General features: G+C 60.0%; 14 protein-coding genes. All 14 read right to left on the bottom strand.

Going from position 1 to position 15,648, the window contains the following annotated elements:
- Window positions 1–183: 183 nt before the first annotated feature.
- The 14 genes from murB to CLM58_RS10000 all read right to left on the bottom strand — a co-directional run bounded on the left by murB (window position 184) and on the right by CLM58_RS10000 (window position 15,537).
- On the bottom strand, window positions 184–1,122 hold the full coding sequence (murB, locus tag CLM58_RS10065) for a UDP-N-acetylmuramate dehydrogenase (RefSeq protein ID WP_229666122.1): 939 nt from the start codon (window positions 1,120–1,122) through the stop codon (window positions 184–186).
- Window positions 1,112–1,375, bottom strand: a complete 264-nt coding sequence (locus tag CLM58_RS10060) for a DUF2484 family protein (RefSeq protein WP_095595809.1) — start codon at window positions 1,373–1,375, stop codon at window positions 1,112–1,114. Before CLM58_RS10060 ends, murB begins: the two co-directional genes overlap by 11 nt.
- Window positions 1,376–1,388: 13 nt before the next feature.
- Complete coding sequence (locus tag CLM58_RS10055; protein WP_095595808.1) at window positions 1,389–1,625, bottom strand: DUF2484 family protein; 237 nt, start codon at window positions 1,623–1,625, stop codon at window positions 1,389–1,391.
- Window positions 1,622–2,812 (bottom strand): APC family permease, encoded by a 1,191-nt coding sequence (locus tag CLM58_RS10050; RefSeq protein WP_095595807.1) that lies wholly within the window; start codon window positions 2,810–2,812, stop codon window positions 1,622–1,624. Before CLM58_RS10050 ends, CLM58_RS10055 begins: the two co-directional genes overlap by 4 nt.
- Before the next feature lie 4 nt (window positions 2,813–2,816).
- Window positions 2,817–4,217: a UDP-N-acetylmuramate--L-alanine ligase gene (murC, locus tag CLM58_RS10045; RefSeq protein ID WP_095595806.1), complete on the bottom strand. Its 1,401-nt coding sequence runs from the start codon at window positions 4,215–4,217 to the stop codon at window positions 2,817–2,819.
- Between the two features lie 4 nt (window positions 4,218–4,221).
- Window positions 4,222–5,319, bottom strand: a complete 1,098-nt coding sequence (locus tag CLM58_RS10040; RefSeq protein WP_095595805.1) for a UDP-N-acetylglucosamine--N-acetylmuramyl-(pentapeptide) pyrophosphoryl-undecaprenol N-acetylglucosamine transferase — start codon at window positions 5,317–5,319, stop codon at window positions 4,222–4,224.
- A gap of 21 nt (window positions 5,320–5,340) precedes the next feature.
- Window positions 5,341–6,501 carry a putative lipid II flippase FtsW gene (ftsW, locus tag CLM58_RS10035; protein ID WP_095595804.1) on the bottom strand — a complete coding sequence of 387 codons (1,161 nt, stop codon included), beginning with the start codon at window positions 6,499–6,501 and terminating at the stop codon, window positions 5,341–5,343.
- Window positions 6,502–6,618: 117 nt separating this feature from the next.
- Window positions 6,619–7,434 (bottom strand): M90 family metallopeptidase, encoded by an 816-nt coding sequence (locus CLM58_RS10030; RefSeq protein ID WP_095595803.1) that lies wholly within the window; start codon window positions 7,432–7,434, stop codon window positions 6,619–6,621.
- A gap of 89 nt (window positions 7,435–7,523) precedes the next feature.
- Window positions 7,524–8,696 (bottom strand): type III PLP-dependent enzyme, encoded by a 1,173-nt coding sequence (locus CLM58_RS10025; RefSeq protein WP_373286785.1) that lies wholly within the window; start codon window positions 8,694–8,696, stop codon window positions 7,524–7,526.
- Between the two features lie 319 nt (window positions 8,697–9,015).
- Window positions 9,016–10,416 carry a UDP-N-acetylmuramoyl-L-alanine--D-glutamate ligase gene (gene murD / locus CLM58_RS10020; RefSeq protein ID WP_095595801.1) on the bottom strand — a complete coding sequence of 467 codons (1,401 nt, stop codon included), beginning with the start codon at window positions 10,414–10,416 and terminating at the stop codon, window positions 9,016–9,018.
- A 145-nt stretch (window positions 10,417–10,561) separates the two neighbouring features.
- Window positions 10,562–10,990, bottom strand: coding sequence for a universal stress protein (locus CLM58_RS10015; RefSeq protein WP_095595800.1), 429 nt, complete (start codon window positions 10,988–10,990; stop codon window positions 10,562–10,564).
- On the bottom strand, window positions 10,987–13,575 hold the full coding sequence (locus CLM58_RS10010) for a TRAP transporter permease (protein ID WP_095595799.1): 2,589 nt from the start codon (window positions 13,573–13,575) through the stop codon (window positions 10,987–10,989). The genes CLM58_RS10015 and CLM58_RS10010 overlap by 4 nt, the downstream gene beginning before the upstream one ends.
- A gap of 86 nt (window positions 13,576–13,661) precedes the next feature.
- On the bottom strand, window positions 13,662–14,627 hold the full coding sequence (locus CLM58_RS10005) for a TAXI family TRAP transporter solute-binding subunit (protein ID WP_095595798.1): 966 nt from the start codon (window positions 14,625–14,627) through the stop codon (window positions 13,662–13,664).
- Window positions 14,628–14,664: 37 nt separating this feature from the next.
- Window positions 14,665–15,537 carry a MurR/RpiR family transcriptional regulator gene (locus CLM58_RS10000; protein WP_095595797.1) on the bottom strand — a complete coding sequence of 291 codons (873 nt, stop codon included), beginning with the start codon at window positions 15,535–15,537 and terminating at the stop codon, window positions 14,665–14,667.
- Between the last annotated feature and the right edge of the window lie 111 nt (window positions 15,538–15,648).

Here is a 15,648-nt window from a genome sequence, read left to right as displayed (position 1 = left end):
CGCCCGCTGCGGTCACCCCGCAATCAGCCTCTGACAAAGCGGCCACAAATACACGTTCCGCATGCACGGGATATCCGCGCCGGGACAGTGATCTGCCCTCTCGTACCACCACTTTGACGGCTGCCCTGCTCGACATGCCTGTCAATTTCGCCTCGTTCCCGGGGTTTTCCCCTTAGGAGTTCTTTATTCTTCTGCCGCCGGTTCGCCGACGCGCATGATCTCCCATTGTAGCTCTATTCCGCTGTTTTGGAAGACCTTTTTACGGACCTCTTCACCTAAATTTTCAAGATCGGCGGCGGTGGCCCCACCAGCGTTGATCAAAAAGTTCGAGTGCTTCTCGGACATTTGCGCCCCACCGATCCGTGCGCCCCGCATCCCGGCATCGTCAATCACTTTCCACGCCTTCAGGTCATGCACATCATCGGCACGGCCCGTCGAGCTGAACCCGGCGGGGTTGCGAAAGGTCGACCCCGCGCTGCGATCCTTGGTGGGCTGGGTGGCATCCCGCTTGGCAAGCTGGTCCTCCATCCGCGCAGCCAGTTCGTCGGGGTCGCCAGCAGGCCCTTCGAACGTCGCACCGATCAGGACCCAGCCTTCTGGCAAGTCTGTCTGACGATAGCGCGGATTCAGATCGTCTTTGGTCAGGGTCACCAGCTTACCCTCGCGGGTCACCGCCTGAACCTCGACCAACACATCCGCGACATAAGAGCCATAGCAGCCCGCATTCATCCGCAACGCCCCGCCAATCGCGCCGGGAATGGTACGCAGAAAGGTCAGATCCACACCCTCGGCTGCGGCCTTGCGCGCGACATGCGCATCCAACGCCGCTGCACCTGCGGTGACGCGGGTGCCATTGATCTCGATCCCGTTGAAGCCGCGCCCCATACGGATCACCACGGCCCTCAGACCGCCATCGCGCACGATCAGGTTGCTGCCAACCCCCATCGGAAAGACCGGCACCGAAGGGTCAAGTGCGGCCAGAAAGTCCTGCAAATCCTGCACATCTGCGGGCTGGAACAAGGCATCCGCCGGGCCACCCACGCGCAGCCACGTCAGCGCCGAAAGGTCGGCGTCTTTCGTGATCCGCCCGCGCACCTCTGGCAAGTTCATCTCAGCCTGCATCTTTCCTCAGCCCCAGTTTTCGCGTGATCCAGCGGAACAGGTAATAAACCGGCCAGCGCAGGATCCACCCACCTGTGATCAACAACCCAATCCCCCAAACAGGTCCGTTCTCGTAAACCACAAAGCCCAAAAGCGGAACCCCCAGCGACATCAGCACATAGGCCGACGTCCAGTGCTTATCCTTCGTCGGCAGGATGGCGATCACATTGGCCACGACCAGCCAGATACAGGCAAGTACAAGGGAAAGGGTCATTCCGCATCCCCAGTCACCTTGCGCCGCCCCCACCTGACCAGCGCAAACAGGGGCGACGAAACATGGAAACAAAGGCAAACAGCGCTAGGACTACCCAGATCCAGCCGTGTTCATAACCGATAAATCCGATGACAAATGGCGCTGCCACCAGCAAGGTTATTCCCGGCGGATATTGATGGCGCATCGGCAGCAAGGCCGTGATCGCGGCGACAACGACCCAGATGCAGCCGATCAGAAGTGACGCGCTCATCCCGCGCCGCCGAACAGGGCAACCACCAGCGCCGCAAGGGCGGCCAACAGGCCAAACCACGGCACTGCGACGGGCACGCGGAACGGGGCCTCTGGTTCGCGACGTTTCAGGCGGATCAGCGCAAGGTTCACAACGGCGAACACGCTCAGCAGAACGATGGAAGTCAATTCCGCCAAGGAAGACACCGGCAGCAACAGGGCTGCCCCAATGACCAACACACCCAACATTACGGTCGCGCGCAACGGGGTCCGGAACCTTGGATGTGTCTCGAAGAATATGGAAAGGCGCGGCTCTCGCCGCCCCAGCCCATACAGCACCCGCGCGGCCATGACGATCTGCGCCAGCACGCCGTTCAACGCGGCGGCAACGGCGATCAGGGACAGGAAACCGGCGCTGCGGCCTGTTCCCACCTCCCACACCAGCGCCAAGGGGCGCGTGCTTTCGGCTAGGTCAATCAAAGGGACGGCACGCACGGCGGCATAGCTGATCAAGGCATAGATGACCGAGGTCACCACCAAGGCAATCAGGATCGAGCGTGGCAGGTTTCGGTTCGGGTCGCGGACCTCTTCCGCCATGTTCACGATGTCTTCGAACCCGATGAACGCAAAGAAGGCCAAAACGGCGGCTATCCCGATCCCGGCGACCGGCATGGCGGTCGGGGCGACCCAGTCGAATGTGGGCGTTGCCTGTGTACCCGCCCAGAAGACCAGCCCAAGCCCGATGATTTCGATCACTGTGAAAACGGCGGCCACGGCAAGGCTTTCCAACACGCCCAGAACCGCAACGGCTGTCAGGATCAGCCCAAGCCCGATGACAACGCCAACAAATGGCAGGTCCACGACCGCCAAAAGGTACCCTGCCCCACCCCGCAAGACAGCGGCGGCAGAGACAGTGCCCGCAACAACGATGCCCAGCCCGACCAGAACCGACAAAATATGAGAATTCAACCCTTTTTCGACATAGGCGGCCTCGCCCGCTGCTTCGGGGATGCGCGTGGAAAGTTCAGCATAGCTAAGCGCCGAAGGGGCCGCGATGAGACCTGCAATCAGGAAAGCAAGCGGGGCATAGATCCCAGCCTCGGCCGCGACGGCCCCCACTAGGACGTAAATCCCGGCCCCAACCATGACTCCGACGCCATAAGCCGTCAGCAGCCCCAAACCGATCCTTCGTTTCAGGGCCTCAGTCATGGTGTCAGTCCTTCAGTCTTTCGGGCAGCCTGTTCGCCCAGGTAGAGATCGTCCCCGCTCCAAGGCAAACAACCATGTCGCCCGGTTGGGTCTGTTCACGCACCAGACGTTCCAGATCGTCCTCGGACACGATGGCGCGCGCATGACGGTGACCGTGGGCAATCAGCCCGTTGACCAGATCGTCACGACCCGCTCCTTCGATCGGGTCTTCCCCAGCGGCGAAAATCTCGGCGATACCGACCACGTCGGCCTCGTTGAAACAGGTGCAGAAATCTTCGAACAGCGACGCAAGGCGCGTATAGCGATGCGGCTGGTGCACGGCGATCACGCGGCCCTCGGTCGCTTGACGAGCGGCCTTCAGAACGGCAGAAATCTCGACCGGGTGGTGGCCATAATCGTCGATGATGGTCACGCCATTCACTTCGCCAACCTTGGTGAAGCGGCGGTTCACGCCTGCGAAATTGGCCAGCGCCTCGCGGATTTCGTCTTTCTTCATGCCCAGATGGCGCGCAACTGCGACAGCTGCCAAAGCATTGGACACGTTGTGATCGCCGGGCATCGGCAAGGTGCAGCCTTCGATCACCTGATCCTCGGCCTGAAGCGCCACGTCAAAATGCGCGATACCAGCCTTATAGGTCAGGTTCACGGCACGCACGTCAGCCTGCGCGTTGAAGCCAAAGGTCACGACACGGCGGTCAGTGACACGGCCCACCAGCGACTGGACCTCGGGGTGGTCGGTGCAGCACACGGCCAGACCGTAGAAAGGGATATTCGACACGAAGTCATAGAACCCCTGACGCAGGTTCTCGATCGTGCCCCAGTGTTCCATATGCTCGGGGTCGATATTGGTGACGATGGCGATCGTGGCTGGCAGACGGTTGAAAGTCCCGTCGGATTCGTCAGCCTCGACAACCATCCATTCCCCCGCGCCCATTCGCGCGTTCGAGCCATAGGCGTGGATGATCCCGCCGTTGATAACCGTCGGGTCAATCTTGCCCGCGTCCAGCAGGGTCGCAACCATGGTGGTGGTTGTTGTCTTGCCATGCGTCCCGCCCACAGCGACGTTCGACTTCAGGCGCATCAGCTCGGCCAGCATCTCGGCGCGGCGCACCACAGGCATGCCTTGGACACGCGCGGCGTCCAACTCGGGGTTGCCCGGTTTGATCGCGGAAGAGATCACGACGACCTCGGCATTCTCAAGGTTCTCGGCCTTCTGGCCGATGAAGATGGTGGCGCCAAGCCGTTCCAGCCGCTCGGTAATCTTGCTGGATTTCAGGTCAGACCCCTGAACGGTGTAGCCAAGGTTCAGCAGCACCTCTGCAATGCCCGACATCCCGATCCCGCCGATCCCTACGAAATGGATCGGCCCCACATCGGTGGGAAGCTTTGTGGCGGCTGCGTTCATCTTGCTATCCTTTGGCGGCCAGGTCTTCGACGATTGCTGCCAAACGCTCGGTTGCGTCGGGGCGACCATGGGCCAAGGCATTATGGGCCATTTTCACCGCAGCATCGGGGTTCGACAGGATCATGTCTATCTGCTCTGTCAGCGCTTCTGGCGCAAGAGCCTTTTCGGGGATCAGGATCGCGGCCTCGGCATCGACCAGCCCACGGGCATTGGCCGTTTGATGGTCAGCGGTGGCCGCAGCAAAGGGCACAAGGATCGAAGGCCGACCCACAACACTGATATCCGCCACCGACGAAGCACCAGAGCGAGAGATCACCAGCTGCGCCTCTGACAGGCGACCGGGGATGTCGTTGAAGAAGGTTTTGACCTCGGCCTTGATGCCCGCTTCGGCATAGGTTTGCTCGACCTCGGCCAAGCCCTCTTCCCGCGCCTGATGCGCGACCCGAAGATTGACTTTTAGCGCGTCAGGTAAACCCACGATCGCTGCGGGCACGACCTGAGACAGGATGCGTGCCCCTTGCGAACCACCGATGACCAGCAGGCTCATCGGATAGTCCCCCGGCGGGATATAGGGTGCCCCGGCCCGGCCCAACACAGCGGCGCGCACCGGGTTCCCGGTGTAGGTGCCGGTGACACCTTCGGGCAGCGGCGTTGGATCGGTTCCGCAGGCAACGGTAGAAACACGTTTGGCGAACAAGCCGTTCACCCGGCCCAGCACACCGTTTTGTTCATGGATCATGCGCGGCAGCCCCAGAAGCGTCGCCGCCCCAAGCGCCGGGATCGACGGGTACCCGCCAAAGCCTGCCACCACGGTCGGGCGGTCCTTGCGCATCGCCATCAGTGCAGACGTAACGCCCCCCAAAATCCGGAACGGCACCGCCAGCTTGGCCAGCACCCCACCCCGGGCAAAGGTGGCCGAGGCGATCTGTTCTACAGAAACCTCATCGGGGAAGCCGCCCGCATAGCGCGCGCCGCGTGCGTCGGTCGACAGCTTGACCCGCCAGCCGCGCGCCAGCATTTCTTCGGCCAGGGCCTGCGCCGGGAACATATGCCCCCCGGTGCCACCTGCCGCGATCACCAACAATGGTGCCTGTTCGTTCATATTCGCCCCCAAATGCGCCGCTTACCGGCGGCGCAGGATATCCGCGATCTCGCCTTGCGGTCTGCGGCGGGTAAACGCCAAAAGCATGCCGACTGCAATGCCCCCTGCGATCAAAGAAGACCCACCATAGCTGACAAACGGCAGGGTCATGCCTTTAGCCGGCAACAGCCGTACTGCAACACCCATGTTGATCATGGCTTGAACGCCGAACATGCAAGCCAGTCCGGTGCCCGCCAGCCGGATGAACGGGTCGCGCTCGCGCATCAGGCGGTAGAGCGAACGCATCACGATCGTCATGTAAAGAAGGATGATCAGCAGGACGAGCATCAGCCCGTATTCCTCTGCTGCGACGGCGATAATGAAATCCGTATGCGCGTCAGGCAGCGACCATTTGACCTGCCCCTCGCCCACGCCAACACCAAAGAACCCGCCCTCGGAAATCGCATTCTGAGCATAGCCCAACTGCGTCCGTGGATCGAGCTCTGGTGACAGGAACCCGTCAATCCGCCGCGCGAAGTGTTCCGAGTTGTCATAGGCAAACATCCCGACCAGAACGACCGCGCCCGCGATCATCACCAGCAGGACCATGGGCGCACCCGCCACGAAATACATCACACCCCAAGCGAACAGAACCAGTGCGGCCTGCCCAAAGTCGGGCTGCAACGCCAACATCGCGACAATCGCAATCGCCACGCCAAAGGACATCGCCTTGCCGGGCGGTCCGTTGATCTCTTGAGACGCCGCCATCAGCCACGCGGCCAGAACCACGAAACCGGGCTTCAGAAACTCAGACGGCTGGACCGAGGCAAATCCAAGCGAATACCAGCGCACCGCACCCTTGCCGAAATCCGTGCCCAGCACGGGCAATAGCGCCAAGGCGACGAAGGCCGCCAAAAAGCCCAACACCCCAAGTCGCCGCACCAAAGTGGGCGACATCATCGAGGTCACCAGCATGACAAACAGGGCAACACCGCCAAAAAACGCCTGTCGAGAGACATAGTGGAACGGCTCAAACCCGTTCTTCGCCGCCAAAGGCGGGGACGCGGCCAAACCCAGCAACAGCCCGATGCCGAACAGCATCAGGATGCAAGACATCGTCCATTTGTCGATTGTCCGCCACCATCGCGGAAGAACCGGATCGCCACCCCGCTGCGGGATGGACCCATACACCATTTCCGTCATCGGAAACCGCCCTTTACTGCCTCTCGAATGCCCGGTTTTCCGGGTCTGGAAGGAATTCTAGCGAATCGCATTGAATCTGGCCAGCTTTATACGAAGACACGCGCATGAAAGCGCCGATCAATCCGCTGGCCACTCTGCCGGTTTCAGGTTCAACAACTTGGTCAGCTGTTCATAGACCTGTGGCTCTTCTCGCTGCAATTTCTGCGGCTTCTCAAAGAAGACTTCCATCGCCACGGCAAAGAACTCTTCCGGACCTTCGGCCCCATAGGGGTCCAGAAAGGTTTTATGGCCGTGTTTCACATCCTCGACATGCGCCTTGAAGCGGTTCGAAAACACCTTGGCCCATTCCTCGAACCGATGCCCTCGGTCCAGCAGCGGCGCGCCATCGGTGTAGCCAGACAAGCCGTCCAGTTGATGGGCAAACTCGTGGAACACCAGATTATGCCCATCCAGATCGTTCAGCGCACCCTGCTCAGAGTGCGGCCAGGACAGGACGATCGGGCCGTGCTGCCAGCTTTCGCCCAAGCGATAGGTCTCTTTTTCGGAAACCACAAAGCCATCCTGATAGGTCTGCTTCGATTTGAACGCGCCGGGATAAACAAGGATCGTCCGCAGGTGCTTGTACCACTGGTCAGAGTTCACGACGATCAGACAGGCCTGCGCCGCAATCGACAGCTGCATCTCTTCGGTCAGGTCCAGCCCGTCGCAACCGTAAAACTCGACCTGATCAAGGAACAGGTTGATCTTGCCTTCCAGCTTTGAATGAAACTCTTGCGGCAAGCGCTCTAGCAGGGGGACCTGCTGAAACACGATCTCTCGCTCTTCTGCGGATAATGGGGCCGCCAACAATGCCGCTCGGCGCTGGCGCTTGGACCAGACACGATAGACGAACAGACCTGCCACAGCGGCAAGAGCAATCAAAAACCAAACCATGACCCCAAGATAATCTCGGGGCCGTCAGATTACAGACCCCGATGCAGGTTTTGCTAAAATCTTGAGTAAAAGGCGCCCCGCCCGAAGGCTTAGATCACCACGACGTCCAGCGGCGGGAAGCCATTGAACCCGACCGAGGAATAGGTCGAGGTATAGGCACCACAGGCCCGGATGATCAGACGGTCGCCCGCGCACAGGCCAACGGGCAGCTGAACCGGGCGCTTTTCGTACAGAACGTCGGCGCTGTCACAGGACGGACCAGCTAGCACACAAGGGCCGGTCATCTCGTGGTCACGGTCGGTGATGAACTGATAGCGGATGGCTTCATCCATGGTTTCGGCCAGACCAGAGAACTTGCCGATATCCAGATAGACCCAGCGATAGGTGTCAGTGTCGGATTTCTTGGACACCAACAGTACTTCAGCGGCAATCATACCGGCCTCGGCCACCAGCCCGCGACCCGGCTCTGCCATGATCACCGGCACGTTGTCGAAGCGCGCTTCGACCATGCGCATAACCTCGGCTGCATAGGTCGAATGCGGAACCTCGCCCTGACCGTAATCGGCCGGGAAGCCACCGCCAATGTTCAGCAGTTGCAGGTCGAACCCAGCCGCTTGCGCGTCGCGCCAGACAGCAGCCACCTGATCCAGAACGCCGGTCCACATGACTGGCTCGCGCGTTTGGCTGCCCACGTGGAAGGACAGACCGTGCGGGACCAGACCCAGATCACGGACCATGCCCAGAAGCGACAGAACCTTCTCGGGCGCACAGCCGAACTTGCGCGACAGCGGCCAGTCGGCCTCGGTGTTTTCAACAACTACGCGGATATAGACCTTCGCACCCGGAGCATGCTCGGCAAGCTTGTGCAGCTCTTCCTCGGCATCCGCAGCAAACAGAGCAATCCCTGCCTGATACGCAAATGCGATGTCTCGCGGACGTTTGATGGTGTTCCCGAAAGAGATATCCTCGGGCGCGGCACCCTGCGACAGGCACAGTTCAATCTCGGCGCGCGAGGCAGCGTCAAACCCGCAGCCCTCGGCCGCAAGTTTCCGCACGATTTCCCGCTCGGGGTTCGCCTTCACCGCATAGTGGATCTTGGCCCGGCCCAGACCGGATTTCAGCGCATGGTATTGACCAACAATTGCACTGCTGTCGACCACCAGAGTCGGGTGATCGAAATCCGACATGCGGATAAACTGTTCCAGCCGTTCGGCAGACGAAATTACAGGGAGTCCGACAAAGCCGGTTACAGTAGCATTCATGGTCATCTCCAATAGACCCGGCCATATATGACCGCTCACTTCCAAGGGAGACGTTACCGTCGCTACATAAACACGTGTGGGCTTTCCCCACAGGCCAGAGGCGCGTGCGTTGGCGTCTTGAACCGGGCATTTAGGGCCGCGAATGAGTCGATGCAAGACAAATATTTACCTGTAGAGAAATCATTTTTAGCTATGGCGCCTGTGCGATTGACATCGCTTCCGTCAGGGCTTTTGCCATCACCCTTTGGCGCAGGCCTTTTAAGACGCTGAGAGGTCACCAGCGTCGCCAATTCCAAGAAGATTCTGGGCGCTAAAGGTCCTAGCCCAGCGTCGCCTGAACACAGGCGATGAAATCCTCGCCGCGCTTTTCGAAACTGTCATACTGGTCGAAACTCGCCGCTGCGGGGGCCAGCAGCACGGTATCGCCCTGCTCTGCCTCTTCTGCGGCCTTGGCGACCGCCTCGGCCATGGTCGTGCAGACCTCTAGCGGTGTGTCGCCCAGTTGCAATGCGAACTGGGCCGCCTCGCGCCCGATCACATAGGCCTTGGTGACGTTGCCCAGATGGGCGTTCACCGCACCGATGCCGCCTTCTTTTTCAAGCCCGCCGCAAATCCAGCGGATGTTCTTGAACGCGGCCAGCGCCTTGGCAGCGGCGTCAGCATTGGTGGCCTTGCTGTCATTGATGAACCGGACCCCGTCGCTTTCGGTCACCAACTGGCTGCGGTGGGGCAACCCACCGAAACTGTGGAACGCCTTTTCGATGACGCGCGGGGCAATCCCCAAGGTCCGCACAGCAGCATAGGCTGCACAGGCGTTCTGGTGATTGTGCGCACCGGGCAGGCCTTTGACCTCTCGCAGGTCGATAGAGCCCACTTGCCGGCCCTTGCGGTACTCGCTCAGGAACCCTTTGCGCGCGAACACATTCCAACCCGGCCCCGCAAGCTTCTGCCCCGAAGACACGCGGATCAGCCGATCGTCGCCGTTGCCTTCAGACATCTGGTTGGACAGAAACTGCCCCTCGGCCTCATCCACACCGATCACGGCGCGATCCGGCCCGCCTTCTGCGAACAACCGCCGCTTGGCCGCGAAATAGCCGCCCATACCGCCGTGCCGATCCAGATGGTCGGGCGACAGGTTGGTAAAGACCGCAACATCCGGCGTCATCGCGCGGGCAAGTTCGGTTTGATAGCTCGACAGTTCCAGCACCACGACACCGCCATCGCCGGGTGGATCAATATCCAGCACCCCGCGCCCGATATTGCCGGCCAACTGGCTGTCACGGCCAACCTCTGTCAGCACATGGTGGATCAGGGCCGAGGTCGTCGATTTCCCGTTCGACCCGGTGACCGCGATCACCTTCGGGGTCACATCGAACTCGTCCCATTCGCTGGTCGCGGCAGAGCGGAAGAACAGGCTGATATCATTGTCGACAGGAACGCCCGCCTCCCATGCGCGTGCGATGTACTTATTGGGCTCGGGGTACAGGTGCGGAATGCCCGGAGAGGTGATCAGAACCGCCACCCCATCAAAAGCCCCTGCCTTGCCCAGATCGTGAATCTCCAGCCCTTCAGCCTCGGCCCGGGCACGTGCATCGGCATTGTCATCCCAGCACAAAGCCTCGGCGCCGCCAGCCTGCAAGGCCTTGGCCGCCGTCAGACCAGACCGGCCCAGCCCCAACACGGCGACACGCGCGCCTTCAAATCCACGAACGGGTATCATTCAGTCGTCTCCTGTTGGGCGCGAAGATGCACCGGAGACTGTGGGGAACGCAAGGACAGAGGCCCCTCTTCCTTGCGGCCCTAGGTGCGAATTGCACAAGAGCCTTTGCTTACTCGGCCCTCGGGCAATCCAATCCGACCTGCACTCAGATACGCAAGACCAGCACCGACACATCGGCATGACGCACAATCCGGGCTGCGTTTGGGCCAATGATGCGGTCCGCCAGATCAGGCTTATGGGCGCCTACGATGATCATGTCCGCGTCGCATTTCTTGGCCGCGTCCAGAATTTCCTCATAGGCAGAGCCGATCTCGACGATACATTGCACCGTACCCGCATCTGGCAGCACCTCGTCGACCAAAGCGTGCAACGACTGCCGCGCCGCTTCGGCGGCCCCTTTCAAGGTTCCGTCCTTGAAGAACGAGCCGACAAAAGAGGACCCATAGTCGGGCAAGACCGTCACGACGCTTAGCAGCGCCTGCTCCATGTTGGCGATCCGCCCCGCTTCGGTCACAAGCGCACGCGCGTTGTCCATATGGGTCAAATCAATTGCGCAAAGGATGTGTTTGCTCATGCCAAGGCCTCCTTTGGTTGGCGGCGGCGTTGCAGGAAGAAGACCAGCCCGACGATCAGCAGCGCCGGCAGGTAGAAGATTTCCTTCGGAAGACGATCCGCAGGAACCTCCAGCTCGACCAACTCCCAATCCCAATCGATGCCAAGCTGTTCAGCTGGCCCGCCAAAGTTCAGGTTATCGACGAAGATCTTGCCCTCCTCGTCCCGGAACTCGATCCCGGCACCGTCGAGCAGACGGCTTTCACCGTCCCCTCCCGCGGCCCCAAGCGGAAGCAGGTATCGCGCATCGATCAGATCACCCTTCAGGTTTTCACCAACAAGGCGCACCCTAAGCGAGGCATCGTCTGGCGCAGCTTCGGCCATAGAGAACAGATCGGTCCCTGGCCTTGTTTCGAACTCTGGCGACAACTGGTTCAGGAAATACCCCGGCTGGAACAAGATAAAGGCCGCCAACAGCAAACCCGCACTTTCATAAAGGCGCGACGGCACAATGAAGTAGTTCATCGTTCCCGCCGCAAACAGCAACATGGCGATCAGCGCGAAGATGAACACGAACACCGCCTGAACCGGTCCGACATCAATCAACAGCAGATCGGTGTTGAAGATGAACAGGAACGGCAACAGCGCGGTCCGGATCGAATAGAAGAACGCCTGAAAGCCTGTTTTCAGCGGATCACCTTTGGAAATGGCGGCCGCCGCGAAAGAGGCCAGCCCCACAGGGGGCGTCACATCCGCCATGATCCCGAAGTAGAAGACGAACATGTGAACCGCGACCAGCGGGACGATCAGCCCGGACTGCGCGCCCAGCTCAACAACCACGCCCGCCATAAGCGAGGACACAACGATATAGTTCGCCGTCGTCGGCAGGCCCATGCCCAGAATGATCGAGATGACTGCCACGAAGAACAGCATCGCCAGCAGGTTGCCACCTGACAGGAACTCGACGAACTCTGCCATGACCTGACCGATGCCGGTCAGTGTGACGGCGCCAACGATGATACCGGCAACACCCATTGCCGCGGCAAGACCGATCATATTGCGGGCCCCGGCAATCATGCCTTCCGCAATATCGCTGATGCCTTCCTTGATCTTCGTGCCGACCTCGCTTTGGCCGCGGAAGAACGCCTTGAGCGGGTTCTGGGTCAGCAGAATGAACAGCATCGCGATCGTCGACCAGAAGGCCGAAAGACCGGGGGATTTCCGCTCGATCATCAGCAGATACATCAGCAGAAGGATCGGCATGATATAGTGGATACCGGTCTTGAAGATTTCCCGGACCGGCGGCAGGTGCTGCATCGAATCCAGGCTGGCCTCCAGATCCGGGCCCTTGGCTGCGAACCGAACTGCGGCGACATAGGCCACCAGCATCAGCAGCAGGATGACATACATCGCAGCGCCGCCAAATGTGCTGGTGATGGTGTCGACAACGACGCCGGTCAGGAACAGCAAACCACCCGCGATGACGATGGAAATCGCGATGATAAAGATCGCACCCAGAATGAATTTCACAGGATGCATGCGCGAGGTACCGGTCATGCCGGACTTCAGCGCTTCGAGGTGCACGATATAGACCAGCGCGACATAAGAAATCGCCGCAGGGACAATCGCGGTTTTGACCACCTCGACGTAAGAGATGCCCACATATTCCGTCATCAGGAACGCGACCGCGCCCATTACCGGCGGCGTCAGCACCCCGTTGATCGAGGACGACACCTCAACCGCACCCGCCTTGGTGGCAGGGAAACCCACCTTCTTCATCAGGGGGATCGTGAAGGTCCCCGTTGTCACAACATTGGCGATGGACGAACCCGAGATCAGCCCCGTCGCGGCCGAGGCGATCACGGCGGCCTTGGCCGGTCCGCCCCGCAAATGACCCAGCGCAGCAAAGGCCAATTGAAGGAAATAGTTGCCCGCCCCCGCTTGGTTCAGCAAGGCGCCGAACAGGACGAACAGGAAGACGAAACCAGACGAAACGCCAAGGGCCACACCAAAGACACCTTCGGTGGTCAGCCACATATGGCTCATCGCCTTTTCAAAAGACGCGCCTTTCCACTGGACCACTTCCGGCAGGCCGGACCACGATCCGAAGAAGACATAAGAAAGGAAGAACAGGGCCACGCCCATCAGCGGGAAACCCAGCGACCGGCGCGCCGCTTCCAGAAGCAGGACGATCCCGATCCCGGCAAAGATCAGGTCGGTCGTATTCGGGGACCCGGTCCGGTCCGCAACGCCGCGATAGTCCCACCAAAGGTAAGAGGCCGCAGCAGCTGCGACCAATGCGACGACCCAGGTCAGTGCAGGAATTTTGTGACGGGGAGAGGACTTCAACCCCGGGAAAGCCAGAAAGGCCAGAAGCACGGCAAACCCAAGGTGGATCGACCGTGTTTGGGTGTCGTTCCAGACAAACCCGACAATGAACGGCAACGGGGACGCGATCCAAAGTTGATAGATCGCCCAGCAAAGAGGCAACACCCACAGGGCACGACGGCCAAATTTGTCCGCAGGAGCGCGTCCGCCTGTATCGGCGTCAGCAACGATGTCTTCCAGCGCCGGGTCTATGCCGGTGTCATTACGTGCGTCTGTCATGGAAGTCCCTCTGTTGGTTGGGCGGTTGGCGATCTTCGCCGCCAACCGCTGTCATATTAGGGGCGCTTCAGTCGGCGCCGGGCCGGTTACATCCAGCCGCGTTCTTTATAGTACTTCGCAGCACCCGGATGCAGAGGCGCGCTCAGACCATCCTTGATCATCTGCTGTTCTGTCAGACGACCAAAGGCAGGGTGCAGTTTCTTGAAGTCATCGAAGTTCTCGAAGATCGCCTTCACCAGAACATAGACAACGTCGTCAGAGGTCGACGCGTCAGTGACAAAGGTGGCTTTCGGACCCCAGGACTGGATGTCATCCGGGTTGCCCGGATACATGCCACCCGGAATACCCGCCGCAGCATAGGCCGGGTTTTCAGCAAGCACTTTGTCCATACCCGACGAGGTCAGATCCAGGATCTTGATGTCACAGGTCGAGGTTGCTTCCATCGACGATCCGTTCGGCAGACCGGCTGCCCAGATCGCGGCATCCAGCTTACCGTCGCACAGCGCTGCGGATTGCTCGGACGACTTCAGCTCGGCTGCCAGCGCGAAATCATCCGGGGATACGCCAGCGGCACCCATCAGAACATCAGCCAGTACGCGCGTACCGGAACCGGGGTTACCGATGTTTACGCGCTTGCCCTTCATATCCATGACAGAGTTGATGCCAGAATCCGCACGCACCATCACATGCATCGGCTCTGGGTGGACTGAGAATACGGCCCGCAGGTCGCCATAGGGCTCGTCGTTTTCAAAGGCACGCACACCGTCGATGGCTGCGGACTGCACGTCCGATTGAACCACGCCGAAGTCCAGCTCGCCTTCGCGAATGGTGCGGGTGTTGTAAACCGAACCACCGGTGGATTCGACCGAGCAACGAACGCCGTGCTCTTTACGGTCCTTGTTCACCAGACGGCAGATCGCGCCGCCCGTCGGATAATACACACCGGTCACACCACCAGTACCGATCGTGATGAAAGTCTGCTGAGAATAAGCGGCACCACCTGCCACTGTCAGCGCGACGGCTGCTGCCGTCAGTTTCAGTTTCGCAAACATGTTTTACTCCCGTGTTATATGTTTGGTCGTTCGCGGGTTACCCAGTCCAGGTTTCTCCAAGACTGCGTATCTGGTCCTCGGCGGCGCGGATCATGTCCTCGGCCTCGGGTCCTGATTTGGTCAAAAGCATTGTGACTATTGTTTCGATAAGAACGAGCGTCGCTGCATACGACGAAAAAAACTGTGGGCTCTCTGTCGGAACGACAAAGGCATGATCGGCAAATTCCAGTGCGGGTGAACCATGGTTGTCGGTGATGACCACAGTCGTCACACCTTTTTCCTTGGCGGCCTTCAGCGCCGAGATCGTCCGCCGCGCATAAGGTGCTTTGGACAGGGCAATCACCGCGTCATCTGTCCCCAGCTGCGCCATGGTCGCTGCCAGCGTCGTGCCGTTGCGCCCGGCCACTGTCCAATTACCGGAAAACCAGTGCGTCAGGTAAGAGAAGTAATCGACAAATCCCGACGACCCCAAAGAGCCCACCAACAAGACTGACCGAGCGTTGTGAAGGGCATCCACTGCCGCCTCTAACTGATCGTTAGAGATATCCCGGTCCAGAAATTCGATATTCGCGATACAGGCCGCAGCCTGACGATGCAGGTAGATGCGCCCTTCTGGCGGCTGGGAACTGGACCTCAAGGCATGTGCGCGCTCGGAAAAAGATTCCATCTTCCGGCCCATCGCGGCACGGCCGTCTTCGCGCAATTGCTCGTAATCGCTGTACCCCAGCGCCCGCGCCAAACGCGAGAAAGTCGCCGGAGAAACGCCGCTTGTCGACGCGACCGAGCGCAGAGAACGGGTCGCAACATCGATGGGATTTTCAGCCACGTAGTCGGCCGCAAGCTGCAGCTTATCGCTGAGCCCGGCATAACTTTTACTGATCCGCTCTTCGATTGTTGTCGACTGCGGCACGCGGTTCCCCCCGGATTCGTTCTGAAACAGAGCGTTTCAATTGTTTTGCATCTTGTCAACCTTTGAAACAGATGTTTCACTTGGGAATTCATAGGGGAATCGCCGGGGTGA

Source organism: Actibacterium pelagium (assembly GCF_002285415.1).
Lineage (GTDB): Bacteria > Pseudomonadota > Alphaproteobacteria > Rhodobacterales > Rhodobacteraceae > Actibacterium_B > Actibacterium_B pelagium.
This window is presented reverse-complemented; position numbering and strand designations above follow the sequence as displayed.